11 protein-coding genes are annotated in these 13,895 nt (G+C 61.8%); 5 read left to right on the top strand and 6 right to left on the bottom strand.

Annotation, left to right across the window (positions count from 1 at the left end; all coding sequences use genetic code 11):
• The first annotated feature begins 28 nt into the window (after window positions 1-28).
• Entirely contained in the window at window positions 29-2,620 is a 2,592-nt protein-coding gene (locus tag RCF49_RS02965; RefSeq protein WP_342642562.1) for an MMPL family transporter, read from the top strand.
• A 204-nt stretch (window positions 2,621-2,824) separates the two neighbouring features.
• On the opposite strand, the gene RCF49_RS02970 is transcribed toward RCF49_RS02965, so the two are convergent.
• A complete protein-coding gene (locus tag RCF49_RS02970) occupies window positions 2,825-3,445 on the bottom strand; it encodes an ABC transporter substrate-binding protein (protein ID WP_342642563.1) in 621 nt (206 codons plus the stop codon).
• 272 nt (window positions 3,446-3,717) lie between these two features.
• On the opposite strand from RCF49_RS02970, the gene RCF49_RS02975 reads away from it, so the two are divergent.
• Both RCF49_RS02975 and RCF49_RS02980 read left to right on the top strand, forming a co-directional pair.
• A complete protein-coding gene (locus RCF49_RS02975; protein ID WP_342644108.1) occupies window positions 3,718-4,896 on the top strand; it encodes a glycosyltransferase in 1,179 nt (392 codons plus the stop codon).
• Window positions 4,893-5,885 carry a lysylphosphatidylglycerol synthase domain-containing protein gene (locus RCF49_RS02980; protein WP_342642564.1) on the top strand — a complete coding sequence of 331 codons (993 nt, stop codon included), beginning with the start codon at window positions 4,893-4,895 and terminating at the stop codon, window positions 5,883-5,885. The genes RCF49_RS02975 and RCF49_RS02980 overlap by 4 nt, the downstream gene beginning before the upstream one ends.
• A gap of 3 nt (window positions 5,886-5,888) precedes the next feature.
• Here RCF49_RS02980 and RCF49_RS02985 read toward each other — a convergent pair whose 3' ends face one another.
• The gene (locus RCF49_RS02985) at window positions 5,889-7,037 is read right to left on the bottom strand and encodes a DegT/DnrJ/EryC1/StrS family aminotransferase (RefSeq protein ID WP_342642565.1); all 1,149 of its coding nucleotides are present in this window, start codon (window positions 7,035-7,037) and stop codon (window positions 5,889-5,891) included.
• Window positions 7,038-7,376: 339 nt separating this feature from the next.
• Between RCF49_RS02985 and RCF49_RS02990 the strand changes: the two genes are divergently transcribed.
• Entirely contained in the window at window positions 7,377-8,072 is a 696-nt protein-coding gene (locus RCF49_RS02990) for an MlaA family lipoprotein (protein WP_342642566.1), read from the top strand.
• Between the two features lie 34 nt (window positions 8,073-8,106).
• Entirely contained in the window at window positions 8,107-8,706 is a 600-nt protein-coding gene (locus tag RCF49_RS02995) for a short chain dehydrogenase (protein ID WP_342642567.1), read from the top strand.
• Window positions 8,707-8,770: 64 nt separating this feature from the next.
• Here the strand turns inward: RCF49_RS02995 and RCF49_RS03000 are convergent, their stop codons facing one another.
• The 4 genes from RCF49_RS03000 to RCF49_RS03015 all read right to left on the bottom strand — a co-directional run bounded on the left by RCF49_RS03000 (window position 8,771) and on the right by RCF49_RS03015 (window position 13,879).
• A complete protein-coding gene (locus RCF49_RS03000; RefSeq protein WP_342642568.1) occupies window positions 8,771-10,060 on the bottom strand; it encodes a multidrug effflux MFS transporter in 1,290 nt (429 codons plus the stop codon).
• A gap of 105 nt (window positions 10,061-10,165) precedes the next feature.
• Window positions 10,166-12,505, bottom strand: a complete 2,340-nt coding sequence (locus RCF49_RS03005) for an aminotransferase class III-fold pyridoxal phosphate-dependent enzyme (RefSeq protein WP_342642569.1) — start codon at window positions 12,503-12,505, stop codon at window positions 10,166-10,168.
• A 156-nt stretch (window positions 12,506-12,661) separates the two neighbouring features.
• Window positions 12,662-12,826: a DUF1328 domain-containing protein gene (locus tag RCF49_RS03010; protein ID WP_342642570.1), complete on the bottom strand. Its 165-nt coding sequence runs from the start codon at window positions 12,824-12,826 to the stop codon at window positions 12,662-12,664.
• Window positions 12,827-12,982: 156 nt separating this feature from the next.
• The gene (locus RCF49_RS03015) at window positions 12,983-13,879 is read right to left on the bottom strand and encodes a phosphatase PAP2 family protein (RefSeq protein WP_342642571.1); all 897 of its coding nucleotides are present in this window, start codon (window positions 13,877-13,879) and stop codon (window positions 12,983-12,985) included.
• Between the last annotated feature and the right edge of the window lie 16 nt (window positions 13,880-13,895).

A 13,895-nucleotide genomic window follows, 5' to 3' on the forward strand; every position in this document is an offset into this window, starting at 1 on the left:
ATCTGGGTCCCCATGGCTCGTCCGCGTTGTGCGGATGAGCATGAATCATCCCTGGTCGGTCATCACGACCGCGGTTGTGATATGCTGCCTTCTTGCAGCATATGCGTATAACACGCTCGGCATCAACGTCGACACCAACGACCTGTTCTCGCGGGATGCCCCCTTCCTCCAGGCGGAGGATCGCTTCAGCAAGCTCTTCCCGGGCGAGGCCGACCAGATTCTGGTGGTCGTTGACGGCCCGAGCAAGATGAAGGCGGATCAGGCCGCCGACCAGCTTGTCGCGAAGCTTCAGCCACGCAATGACCTCGTCCTGTCCATTCAGCAGCCGGGCGGTGGTGAGTTTTTCCGCCGCAATGGCCTACTCTACCTCACGACTGAGCAGCTGAACGGTTTCGTCGACCAGCTCACCAAGGCACAGCCCATCCTCGGCACATTGAGCGCGAACCCGTCTTTGGTGGGCCTGCTCGATGTGATCTCCCTGATCTTCCAGGGGGCGAGCATGGGTGAGAAGGGGGTTGATCAATCCCACAACTTCCTCACCCAGGTTGCGACGGGCATAGAGAATGGCGTCGCCGGCAAGCCGGCCGCCCTCGACTGGAGCGCCCTCCTCGGCGGCTCACTCGGCTCGGCCATGGCGCCGCGCGCCTTCATTCTGGTCCATCCCAAGCTTGACACCCATCAGCTGACCCCCGGCAAGCCCGCATCCGACCTCATCCGGTCGACCGCCCGCGAGCTCGGCCTGACCCCGGATAAGGGCTATACAGTCCGTTTGACCGGTTCCGTGCCCCTGTCGGACGAGGAATTTGCAACCGTCGAGCATGGCTCCTGGGTGGCGATCACCTTGTCCGTACTGCTGGTTGCCCTGATCCTGACCCTGGCGCTGCGGTCATGGAAGCTCATCATATCGGCCCTCTTCACCCTGGGCATGGGCTTCCTCGCCACTATGGGCTGGGCGACGATCGCCGTTGGCGAACTCAATCTGATCTCGATCGGCTTTACCGTCATGTTTGTCGGCATCGCCATCGATTTCGGCATTCAGTTCTGCATGCGCCTCAGAGAGGAACGTTACCTCGTCCAGGAGTTCCGCGGCTCGATGGACGAGACCGCCAAATTGCTGGCGCGACCGCTGCTCCTGGCAGCCGTCGCCACCGCTGCTGGCTTCTTCTCCTTCCTGCCCACGTCCTATCGTGGTGTCGCTGAGCTCGGCGTCATCGCCGGCGGTGGCATCCTGATTGCGTTCATTCTCACCGTCACCCTGCTCCCCGCTCTTCTCACGCTCCTCCAGCCCGGTCCGGAACAGGCGCCCGTGGGCTTCGAGCGCCTGCGGCCGCTCGGAAACACCCTTGTGGCTGTGCGCAAGCCGGTGCTTCTCGCCTCCGCCGCCCTGTCCATCGCGGCGCTGGTTGGCTTGTTCATGCTGCGCTTCGATTTCGATCCTTTGCACCTGAAGGATCCGAACTCGGAAAGCATGGCGACCCTCATGAGCCTTGCGAGCGATCCCTGGACGACGCCTTATACGCTCAATGTCCTGGCCAACAACCCTGATGAGGTTCGCGCCAAATCTGAAAAGCTCGCGGCTCTGCCTGAAGTGCGGGAGGTCATGAGCGTCTTCTCCTTCATTCCGCAGGATCAGGACCGCAAGCTCGAGACGCTGCAGAACCTGGGCATGATGCTTGGCCCCGCCATGATGGCGCAGCCGCCCGCGTCACCCCCCTCGGTTGAGGACATCAAGGGCGCCATTGACGGCACCTCCGCCCAAATCCAAAGCTATCTCGATGCGGGTGAGACGAAGGAGCCGATCAAGGGCGATGCCGAGCGGTTGGTTGCGGCCCTGAGCAAGCTCTCGGCCATCAACGACCCCGCGCGCCTTCAGGCGATCTCCGCCGAGATGGTGGCGGGCTTTGGCCAGGCACGCGCGCTCATGGCTGAGGTGATGCAGCCGCGACCAGTCTCCCTGGAGACGCTGCCGGAGAGCCTGCGCAGCAGCTGGATCTCGGCCGATGGCCAGTACCGGCTGCAGGTCTTTCCCAAGGGAAATGTTCAGGATCCGCAGCAGCTGCTCAAATTCGTCGACGCGGTTCGCACGGTTGAGCCCAACGCGACCGGCATGCCGATCACGATCTACGAATCGAGCGGCCTCGTGATCAACGCTTTCATCACCGCCGCCATTCTCGCAGCGATCACCATCACCATTCTCCTCTGGCTGACCTTGCGCCGGATGGGCGATGTCATCCGCACGCTTGCGCCATTGTTCATCGCCGCCCTCTGGACGCTGGGGCTGAGCGGCCTCATCGGCATGGAGCTGAATTTCGCCAATATCATCGGCCTGCCGCTGCTGCTTGGGCTTGGCGTGACCTTTCCAATCTATCTCGTGCATTCCTGGCGGCACGGTGAGGATAATCTTCTCGCCGCGCCGGTCACGCGCGCCGTTCTATTCAGTGCGCTGACCACCCTTGCCTCCTTCGGAAGCCTTGCTCTGTCATCCCATCCCGGCACCTCGCAGCTCGGCGTGCTGTTGAGCATCGCCCTGGGCCTGATGCTGGTTTCCACCTTCATTTTCTTGCCCGCGCTGCTGGGCAAATCTCCACCGCCTGCCGAACAGGCGGGACCGGGCAAATAACCGACAGATCTTGATCTAGCAAAAAGGCAGCCATTCCTTCGGAGCGAAATTGCTCACCGAAGTCTTGGCTGCCTTGACTTGTGTAGGCCCCCTCAAGAGCACATGTCGGTCGAAGGCCGAAGATCGGTGCCTCAGGCGAGCGGTGCCGTCTACACGAATGTGCTCGACACGGGTGCCTCGGGCACGAGTGTCACTGACAGCTCCTTATTTGGCGAGCTGGTTCTCGCTCGATCGGAGCTTCGCCACGAGACCTTTCGCGCCCTGCTGCTTGAGCACCGCGGCGAATTCGGAACGCCACTGAGCCAGCTGGCTTACCGAGCCGCTGAGATAGACATCGACGACCTTGCCGTTGAGCACCCGATAGCCGAGCTTTACATTCTGCGGCCGGATTTCGGTTTGCACGACAACCGTATTGCGTCCGCCATCCGTGGTGCCGGTCGTAACGAAGCTCTCGCCGTCCCACCCGTTGAACCGGCTGGCATAATTCGCCACGACCCAATCGCCGAACGTATCCATCAGCGCCCCGCGATCGGCAGCGCTGAGGCCGTTCCACTCAGGCCCGACGATGACTTGCATCATCGTCTGCAAAGCGAAAGTGCGCTTGACGAGAGGCTCGATACGCTTGAAGCGCCCGGAATAGCCAAGGCTCGAGGCCTGCTTCATGGTGTTGAGCAGACCGGAATGAAAATTATCGATCAACGCCTCAGCGGCCGATGCCGCCTGGGCTGTGGCCGGTGCGAGCACCGTCATTGAAACGCTGGTGACAGGCAGAACAAGGGCCAGCGCAACCGCGGTGGCGGTACGAGTTAGGAAATAGCGATACACAATAAGCTCCTTGGCTGAGGCATGCTTCCCCTCCCCGTCTCCCCGCGTATAGCATCTTGGGCGGCCCTGTCGATGAGCCCTATGCCACGGCATCGGAATGGTATAGGTCCCGTCGAGAGAGCGGCAAGCGGCGAAACGCCGTCTTCCACATTCCTGGCTTGCTGCATTGGAGCAGGGAGGCTAAGACCCCGGACTTCTCGAATACGACAGGCCCGCCGAACTTACAACCCTAAGTTTGCGCAAGGATCTGGATCTGATGAGCCCACGACGTGATGACGCTGCTTGAGACGATTTCGCTGATCCCGATTGCCGGAGGCTCCGTCTTTTCCCTGCTCTGCGTGCTGGCAACCATGCGCTTTCTCGCAACATGGCGCCCCCCCGCTGACGGCTTCACCCCGCCCGTTTCCATTCTCAAGCCGGTCTATGGGCTCGACCGCGAGCTCGAGGGCAATCTCCTGAGCTTCTGCGCGCAGGATTATCCCGATTATCAGCTGGTGATCTCGGTGCAGCGCCTCGACGACCCTGCCCTGCCCCTCTTGCGCCGGATTGCCGATGCCCATCCCGCCCGGGTGACCTTGGTGGTGCGCGAGAGCGAGCCCACGGTCAATGGCAAGATCCAGAATATTGCGAATGGGCTGGAGGCTGCGCGCCACGACATTCTGATCATCAGCGATGCGGACGTGCGCGTGGGCCCGGATTATCTTCGCACCATCGTGGCTCCCCTCGCCGACCCGAAGATCGGCTATTCCTGCACCCTCTATCGCACGGCGGATGCGCGCAACGTTCCGGAAAAGCTGGAGCTGCTCAGCATGAATGCCGATTTCGTGCCGAGCCTCATCTTCACCCATTGGACCAAATCGGCCGTCTTCTGCCTCGGTGCGACGGTTGCGGCGCGACGCGCCGATATCGATGCAACCGGCGGCATCGCCTCCCTCGCCGAATATCTGGTGGAAGATCAGGAGATGGGCCGCCGTCTGACCGCCTATGGAAAGCACATGGCATTTATCCCCATGAGCGTCGACATCATTCCCGATTATCCGACCTTCCAGAGCTGGTGGACCCACCAGGTCTATTGGGATCAGAACACCAAGGCTGCCAATCCCATAGGTTTTGCGCTGACGGTCCTCACGCGCGCCATTCCCTTCGCGGTGATGTTCACGTGCCTCACGGGCTTTACGGCCATGGGCTGGGCCGTTCTCTTCGCTACCCTCGCGATTCGCATCGTAAGTTGCGCCGCCATCGCCAGAATGCTCGGGGATCGCGAGGTGATGGGCGCCCTGTGGCTGATGCCCCTGCGCGATTGCTTGGGCCTCATGTCCTGGGCCGCGGCGCTGATGAAGCGCACCTTCATCTGGCGCGGTCACCGCTTCACCCTCGACCGTCACGGCCGCATCTCGCGCATTCGCGATAAGCCCGCCACCGGCTCCACCTCAGGCGTGGGCTTGAGATGAGGCTCTTCACTGCAGCCGCGCTGATCGCCGGTATCGCCCTCCTGCTCTGGCTGTTGCATGAGACCGATCTCGATCAGGCCCTAGCCATCGTGACCCGCATCGGCTGGGGCGGAGCGGCACTGGTGATCCTCATCTTCGCGCTGGGCTTTCTGTTCGAGGTGATCGCCTGGGCCCTGACCTTCCCGCGGCCGCTGGACGCCGTGTGGATCATCCGCCTTTGGTGCGTGAACATGGTCGGCGAGGCCTTGAGTGTCGTCATGCCCTTTGGTGCTCTGGGCGGGGAGCCCTTCAAGGCCATGCTGCTCAATCGGCATTACGGTGTCCCCTATGGCGAGAGCGCCGCATCCCTGCTGATCGTGCAGACCATGTTTGCATTGGTCCAGGCCCCGTTCGTGCTCGTCGGGCTGGTGCTCGCGCTCCAATCGAATTTGCTCAGCCCCGCCGTTGAAACGGCCATGACCATCGCCGCCATTGGTCTTGCCCTGTTCATGGGGCTCATGCTCATCGCCATTCATCGCCGTTGGCTGAAGGCCTTGACGGACCGGCTGCAGCATTCGTCCAGGGCAGGTTACCTCTCCGCCGCGATCGCCGGCCTCGAAGAGGTGGAGCAGCGCATCTTCGGCTTCATGCGGCAGGACCCCCGCCGCTTTGCTGCAGCCTCAGTCGGATTTTTCCTGAACTGGCTGATGGGAGCGGCCGAAGTATGGGCTATTCTCGCCCTGATCGGCCATCCCCTGAGCTTCTGGGACTGCTGGATCATCGAGGCCGCCATCGTGCTGATTCGCTCGGCGACCTTCTTCGTCCCCGCCCATATCGGCTCGCTGGAGGCGGCGACCGTCTATGTCACCGCCGCGCTCACCGGCTCGCCTGATATCGGTCTTGCCCTCGCCCTGATCCGACGAGCCCGCGAGCTGTTCTGGTCGGCCATAGGTCTTGCCATCGGCAGCTGGTATGGTTGGCGCCGTACACCCGCGCCGGACGCCTGCTGACGCCTATCCACGCCCGATTTCGCGCTCTTCCGCAGCCCTCAGGGCGGTGATCACGCGATGCGCCTCGTCATCGGTCATGCTGGCGAAGATCGGCAGGCAGATATGCCGGCTGCACAGATGCTCCGACTGCTGGAGATCACCCGTATCGTAAGCTGCAAAGACAGGATGACGGTGCAGAGGCAGTTCATAGACCTCGCCTGCGCAATTCACCCCATGCTCATCCCGAAGCCACGCCTTGATGGCGCTCCGATCGACGCCATTCGGCAGCATCACCGGATACTTGTAGTAATTCGCATGACAGGCCTCGGGCGGCAGAATCGGCACGAATCGCGAGCGCCCCGCCCCGAGCGCCTCATTGTAGATCCCCGCGATACGTCGGCGATTGCGGATCATCTCATCGAGATGCGAGAAATGCCTGAGGCCGATGATGGCATGCGGCTCCGACAGGCGCCAATTATTGCCCATGCGGATGTGAAGGTTCTGATGGAAGCTCGCCTTCCCCTGGTCGCGAAAGATGCGCGCGGCAGCGGCCAGTTCATCATCATCGGTCACGATCATGCCGCCTTCGGCGCTGGTCATCACCTTGGTCGGATAGAAGCTGAACGACCCCGCGCGGCCGAACGTGCCCGCATGCTTGCCCGCGAGGGTTGAGCCATGAGCATGCGCGGCATCCTCCATCACCCACAGCCCCCGCGACTGGGCAAGCGCCATGATCTCCGGCATGCGGTCCGTCACGATCCCGGCGATATGGACAATAACGATGCCGACCGTGTCCGGAGTGATGCGCCGGGCGATTTCCTCGGGGCTTGTCGACATGGTGGCAATATCGCTGTCCATAAGCACCGGTCTGCCCCCGGCAGCGATGACAGCCGCGGCAGTCGCGAAAAATGTATCCGCCGGCACCAGAACGGTCTTGCCCGCCACGTCCAGGCTGCGGAGAATAATCTCGAGCGAGCTGGTACCACTGCTCACGGCAATGGCATGGCGAGCGCCGCAATATGTTGAAAACACCGCTTCGAACTCTTCTGTATACGGCCCGAGTGTCAAGCGGCCCGACTTGAGGACTTCGGTGATTCGTGCGGCGATCCAGGCGCTATCATCTTCGCTGAAATCAATCCGCGTCGGGGGAATCGGCGGCAAGTTGAGGAGCATTTAACGGAAATCCTGTCTATGATGGCCTGAACGTTGAATTTGTGCCTTTTATGACACGGCTCTCTGTACAACAGAGGGATACAGTGGATGTCTTGTTCCGTATAGCGGTTGCTATGCGGTACAGTGATCATCCAGGTGTATGCTGCGCCGATGCTTCGGCTTGGAAACGGTCTAGACTTTGGCTACGGTGCGACGCGCTGGATACGGGGTTGATCCTATATGAATTTTAGTCTCAGTGGGCTGTCCGTGCGTGCGAAACGCTGGTCGCGAATCGTACCTTTATGTTCTGTTCTTTTCGCGACCGTTGCGCTCGCCGGCTGTGCTTCGACGCGTGCCGTAGTGAGCCCGGCGGGTGACGTAACCCAGGCTCCGGATCCGTTCGAGCCGGTCAACCGGGCGTCCTTGCAGGTCAATCTGGCCATCGAGAAGGTCATCTTTCGGCCCGTCAACACCGTCTACCGGACCATCTTCCCTGCACCTGTGCGCACCGGGCTGGCCAATGCCTATGCGAACTCCCGCAGCCCGATCATCTTCGTCAATGATATCTTGCAGGGTCAGCCGCAACGGGCCGGCCGCACCCTGCTTCGCTTCATCATCAACTCCACCGTTGGCGTCGGCGGGCTTCTGGACGTGGCGGCCGCGAACGGCATTCATCGGCACTCCGAGGATTTCGGCCAGACCCTTGGTGTCTGGGGTGTGAAGAACGGTCCCTATCTGGTCCTGCCGATTCTGGGGCCGACGACCTTCCGTGACGGCGTGGGCTCTGCGGTCGATATCATCACCGATCCGCTATTCTGGTTGTTCGGTGGCATCGATGATACGACCACTGAAGGCTGGGCCTATACGGGCGCCGCAATGGTCATTGGCTTCGATACTGGCCGGGATGATCTCGAGGAGTTGCAGCGCACCTCTATCGATTTCTACGCAGCCCTGCGCAGCGCCTATCTCCAGCACCGCCAGTCGGAAGTGCTCAATGGCGCAAGTGACGCGGCAGCCCTCCCTGACATTCTGGACACACTGCCGCCGATAGAATAGAAGCAACCGCACTTCGCGCGAGGTGAGGCCAGCTATGAAGATCCTGGTGGTCGGTGCGTCCGGAACGATCGGCAAGGCGGTGGTCGCGAACCTCGCCCAACGCCACCAGGTCCTCCAGGCCAGCCGGTCTCAATCGCCATTCAAGGTCGATTTGACCAGCCCGACTTCGATCCGTGCCCTTTACGAGGAGGTGGGCACGGTGGACGCCGTGCTGGCGACGACGGGCCACGTGAAGTTCGCCTCGCTCGAGACCATGTCCGATGCCGATTACCGGATTGGCATCACCGACAAGCTGATGGGCCAGGTCAATTTGGTCGTCCTGGGCATCCCTTACCTGTCGAGCGGCGGGTCCTTCACACTCACCTCCGGCATTCTTGGCGAGCAGCCGATCCCGCAAGGGAGTTCGGCCGCCATGGTCAATGGCGCGATCGAAGCCTTTGCCAGGGCGGCTGCCATCGAGCTGCCGCGCGGCATCCGCATCAATGTGGTGAACCCAACCGTGCTCGAGGAATCACTGCCGGTCTATGGTGACTTCTTCCCCGGCATGGAAGCAGCCCCGGCGCGGCGGGTCGCACTCGCCTATCAGCGCAGCGTGGAAGGCCGTCAGACGGGCCAGGTGTATCGGGTCTGGTAGCTCCGGTAATCACCCATCGCCCGTAGGCGTTACGTTAAACTCGTCCAGTACGCAGCGGACAAGATCACTTGTCCGCTTTCGCACCCATTGCCGCTGCGCTCGCCCTCTTGGCCGGCCCTGCGGGCTCCGTGATGTGATGCGGCCTGAACAGCCTGCCTCGCTCGGCCACGAGCACCGCCCCGAGCGTAACGAGCCCAAGCAGCACATAGCCCGTGAGCATCGGCACCACCGTGCCGTCATAGGCCCGCCCCACGAAATAGCCGAGCACGCCCGCCCCAAGCGTTTGCACGCAGCCGACGAAGGACGAGGCCGTGCCGCCGATGCGCCCGACCGGTTCCATCGCCATGGCGTTAAAATTACCCATGATGAAGCCGAAAGCCAGGAAATTGGCCCCGAGCATCCCGCAGAACACATAAACATTCTCCACACCCGTGAGCGCGATGCAGAGATGAATGGCGGCAATTGCAATAAAGGCCAGCACGGCGGAATGGCCAAGCACGCGCATGCCCAATCGCTCGACCAGCCGGCCATTGGTGAAGGACGCCACCGCCAGCACGCAGGCAATCGCGCCGAATACGAGCGGGAAGCTTTCGACGATATGGAAGATGTCCGCAAAGATCTGCTGGGCGCTGTTGATATAGCCGAGCATGCAGCCGAATGTGGCGCTTGATCCGATCGTGTAGAACAGCGTGATCCGGTTCGTCACGATCGTGCGGAAATCTCGCGCGAGCGAGGCGATCGAGATGGGGCGCCGCAGCTCGAGAGCGCGCGTCTCCGGCAGGCGCAGGCTCGACCAGATCAGCAGCAGGACGGACGCGCCGAACAGCAGCCAGAAGATCCACTGCCAATGACCGGCCACCATCATCGCACCGCCAATGCTCGGCGCGATCACCGGCACGATAATGAACACCATCATCACATAGGACATGATGCGCGCCATGTGCCGTCCGGCGAAGCAGTCGCGCACGACCGCGATCGCGATCACCCGGGGTGCCGCGCTGCCGATGCCCTGCACGAAGCGCGCAATCAGCAGCGCCTGAAAGCTCGGCGCAAAGACAACGAGGGCCGAGGCCGCCGCATAGATCAGGAGAAACACCAGCAATGGCGGCTTCCGGCCGAAGCGGTCCGACAATGGTCCCGGTATGAGCTGTGCAAGCCCGAATCCGATCACATAGGCGCTGACCACCATCTGGCGGTCATTGTCGTTGAGCACGTTGAACGCGTCCGCGATCGCCGGCAGGGCGGGCAACATGATGTCGATCGACAGGGCGGTCATCGCCATCATTGATGCAATCAACGCGACAAATTCAGCGAGCGAGATCTTACGCAAAGCAGCGATTTCAGCGGTAACCATGATATTATTCAATATTTCCGAGATTGCGCCGCGTTCGACCGGCGTCACAAATCAACCTGAGCCCACATACTTGGGCTCAATTTCCAAACATTCCTCTATGGCGGATCAAAGGCTTGCGAGCACCTGATCGAGTGTTTCGATCACGATCTCGGCATGTTCGCGGGCGAACACGATGGGGGGTCTGATTTTGAGCACGCAGCCATTCTGCCCTTCCGAGCCGATAAGCACGCCGCGGTCCCGCATGCCATTGACCACGCGAGCAGTCTCTTCCCGCGCGGGCTCGAGGCTCGCCCGGTCACGCACCAGTTCGACCCCGATCACGAGCCCGTGCCCGCGCACGTCACCGATGATCTCGTGCCGCGCCATCAATCCCTTGAGCCCATCCTTGAGATAGGCGCCCACCGCAGTTGAATTCTCGATCAGGTGCTCCTGCTCGATCACATCGAGCACCGCAAGCCCCGCCGCCGCGGAAACGTTATTGCCGCCGAAAGTCGAGAAGAAGGAGGTCTCATCGAGAAGAGCATCCATGATCTCCGGCCGCGTGATCACGACCCCCAGCGGATGTCCGTTGCCTGCCGGCTTGCCGATGGTGACGATATCGGGAACCACCCCATAGGTCTGATGCCCCCACATGCTCCGCCCCATCCGGCCGAACCCTGCCTGCACCTCATCCGCGATGCACAAGCCGCCCGCAGCCCGAACCTTGGCGAAGACGGTTGCAAGATAATCCTGCGGCGCTTCCAGCACGCCATTGGTGAGAAAAGTCGAATCGACCATGAAGGCCGCGGGCTTGAGCCCCGCCTCCGCCAGCGATGCTATGGCTTTGTCTGTATCGGCAGCATAGCGCGCCCCAAGATCGGGTTCGCCGTAGCGGTAAGAGCCGCGATAGCCATCCGGTGGCATGATCGCCCGCATATGTGCGGGCCACTGCCCGCCCCTGCGCTCGGCCGGCGAGAACGCGTCGATCGCATCCGTAATGCCGTGATAGGCTGCCTGCATCATGATGCCGCCGCCATTGCCGGTATAAGCCTTGGCCATGCGCCAGGCGACGTCATTGGCCTCGGACCCGGAATTGACGAAGGCGCAGATCCTGAGGTCCCCCGGCAAGGTCGCTCCGAGCCGTTCGGCAAGGCTGATCACCTGTTCCCCGAGATAGCGCGTATTGGTGTTGAGGATGGCCGCCTGTCGCGCGATCGCCTCCACCACATGCGGGTGGCAATGCCCCACATGCGGCACATTGTTGTAGACGTCGAGAAAGCGTCGGCCCGTGGCATCAAAGAGCCACACCCCTTCGCCGCGCACCATATGCAGCGGGTTTTCATAGAACAGGCGCATGCGCGGACCCATCACGCGGTCTCGGCGGCGGCGCAGGCTGTCCATATCCACCGGGGCACCGGCAGCGGAGGACGCTGTCCCGCCAGCACGATGGCCCAAGCCCGCCCGGATCGTCCTGGTGAGGGTCTCACCGCCAATGTTCTTCAGCTGCTTGAGCCAGGCCAAGCCATCCTCGGCCAGTGCTGCATTATAATCCTCGCGGCCCGGAGTTTCCGTGCGCCGATAGACCGCGATCAGATAGGAGAGTGCCAGCCGCGCCGAAATCAAATCATAGAGAAGATCCACCTCCTCGGGCGCGACCGGCGTCACGCTGTGATAGCCGCTGACGATCGTGGCGATCTGAGCCGGCGTGCCATCCCGGTTGAACAAGACATCCGCAATGGCAACCGCAAGATCGCTCACCAGCGGCCCGTGATAGAGATCACCGAAATCGACGATACCGGCGATCCGTTGCTGCTGGGTCGAATCAACCAGCACATTGTGTGCGCTGGCATCCCCGTGAATGATCTGCGCCCGAACCGTTTTGAGGCGGGGCCCCACATGCGCCGCAAACCGGCTGACGATCTCATCCAGCAGGGCGCGATCGGTGCTGTCCTCGACCCGCTCGATGACCGCTGCGAATTCCGGCAATTGCCGGAGATCCCAAAGAAGTTGCCGCCCGGCCGCCGGATGAAAGAAGCCAGCCAGCGCCCGCCCAAGCCTTGCCACCATCTGCCCGTGATTGTGGAGCAGCGCTGAGCTTAGCGGTGCCTCGTTGAGGATGATGCCCGGCAGGTAGGACAGCAGGAACGCCCGATGCGCACTGCCCGCTTCACTGGTGAAGGAAACGGAATTGTCCCCATCGCCCGCTGGTTGAAGGCGCGGTACAGGCAATGTCGGGTCAGCTTCAGCAATATGGGCGAGCGCTTGAAGCTGCATGTCTATGCTCGCCGCGTCATCCTGCGAGCTCACGATCTTCAGGACGTATGAGGCAGCCTTGCCCGTCACCAGAAAGTTCTGGTCGCGCTCGCTATAAAGGGGCCTGAGTTCCCCTTCCACAGGGAACAGGCGGATAAGGCGCGCAGCCTCGGCCTCATCGAGGCAAGGCGGATTGAGCTTTAGGAATTGCATGAGGAGAACGGACACGTGAGGACAGGACCACAAACCAATCTAGCAGTCATGCAGCATATCCGCATCCGTTAATCCCGAATGGCTGCCCCACCGCATCAGCAGAAGATAAAAGGGCCTGCGATTCGGCAGGCCCTGTCTGCAAGTGTTCGCAAGACGTCACGCTCGTCGCAAGAGATGCATGACGAGCGAAACGACGAGCGCGATGAGAAAGATAAAGAATAGAATTTTTGCAATTGACGCCGCGGTTCCGGCAATTCCGCCAAATCCCAATGCGCCGGCAATCAGCGCAATGATGAGAAAGGTAAGGGCCCATCCAAGCATGGATGCCTCCGTTCTTTGTCTCAACCGAGAAATAAACGGCGCTATTGCCTAAAAGTTTCCAGCGACAACAAGAACAATCATTAACGTCAGGCGCCGAATGCTGTCTTGGCGGGCCCTGTTGGCGCGCCCTGCAACCGCTAAGCCGCCCGCGCCGGCCTATTCCGGGCGCGCCGTTCCTGGCGCGCCTCTCCTGTCCCGCCCGCGCAAATATTCGGCAAGCCCGATGCCGATGAGCAGGAAGAAGAATCCCACGAGATAGCCCATTGCCACGTCGGAAAGGTAATGGACACCGAGCACCAGCCGGCTGAACCCCATGAGCGCGATCAGCACGATCCCCCAGAACACCACCTCGAAGCGCAGGCGCAGTGTTGCGCCTTCCCGGCTGCACACATAGGCAAGAAAGCCATAGGTCGCCATGGCAGCCGTGGCATGTCCGCTGGGGAAGGAAGGCGAGGCCTCAATCACCGTCGTGGAGACGTCCGGGCGCGGCCGGGCGAGCGCATATTTGCCAGCCCAGGTGAGCGCCGTGGCACAGCCGACCGTAAGCCAGAAGGGAACCACATAAAGCCCGCGGCGCAGGGAGATGAGGAGAACGCTCGACAGGATCGTCGCGCCGATCATGAAAGGCACGGTCCCGTAGAAGGTGAGGAAGATGAACATGCCCAGCACGGGCGGACCGCGCAGCACGGTCAGCGATTGGTTCACCTGCCGGTCGATATCGATGAGGTCCTCAGCCTGGATGAGCTCCTGAATGAGATCGCCCGCGAGGATCAGCACATAGGCTGCTGCGACGGCCATGAGGCTCAGCGGCAGGCCGGAGAACCGGGTGAGGCTCACCCGGCGCGCGATGAAGTCGGCGCCGCGCGGATAACGCTCGGCAAGACTGGCACCTGACCGCCGAAGCCAGCGATAGCCACGCCACCCTTTGCCGGCTTCCACCAGCCAGGGCATGCGATTCTGCCCGATGGCGAGGACAACCAGAGCGATGCGGTGCAGCAAGATCAGGCAGACCACGAGCCCGACGGTGAACCAGAAGGGGGTGTTCTCCGTCATGCTCACTGCTGCAAGA

Source organism: Rhodoligotrophos sp. CJ14 (genome assembly GCF_038811545.1).
GTDB classification, from domain to species: Bacteria; Pseudomonadota; Alphaproteobacteria; order Rhizobiales; family Im1; genus Rhodoligotrophos; species Rhodoligotrophos ferricapiens.

Bases quoted from the DNA above. Each gene is read 5' to 3' on its own strand.
- RCF49_RS02975 (WP_342644108.1), top strand. From the start codon at position 3,718: ATGACGCTGCTTGAGACGATTTCGCTGATCCCGATTGCCGGAGGCTCC.
- RCF49_RS02980 (WP_342642564.1), top strand. From the start codon at position 4,893: ATGAGGCTCTTCACTGCAGCCGCGCTGATCGCCGGTATCGCCCTCCTG.
- RCF49_RS02985 (WP_342642565.1), bottom strand. From the start codon at position 7,037: ATGCTCCTCAACTTGCCGCCGATTCCCCCGACGCGGATTGATTTCAGC.
- RCF49_RS02995 (WP_342642567.1), top strand. From the start codon at position 8,107: ATGAAGATCCTGGTGGTCGGTGCGTCCGGAACGATCGGCAAGGCGGTG.
- RCF49_RS03000 (WP_342642568.1), bottom strand. From the start codon at position 10,060: ATGGTTACCGCTGAAATCGCTGCTTTGCGTAAGATCTCGCTCGCTGAA.
- RCF49_RS03005 (WP_342642569.1), bottom strand. From the start codon at position 12,505: ATGCAATTCCTAAAGCTCAATCCGCCTTGCCTCGATGAGGCCGAGGCT.
- RCF49_RS03010 (WP_342642570.1), bottom strand. From the start codon at position 12,826: ATGCTTGGATGGGCCCTTACCTTTCTCATCATTGCGCTGATTGCCGGC.
- RCF49_RS03015 (WP_342642571.1), bottom strand. From the start codon at position 13,879: ATGACGGAGAACACCCCCTTCTGGTTCACCGTCGGGCTCGTGGTCTGC.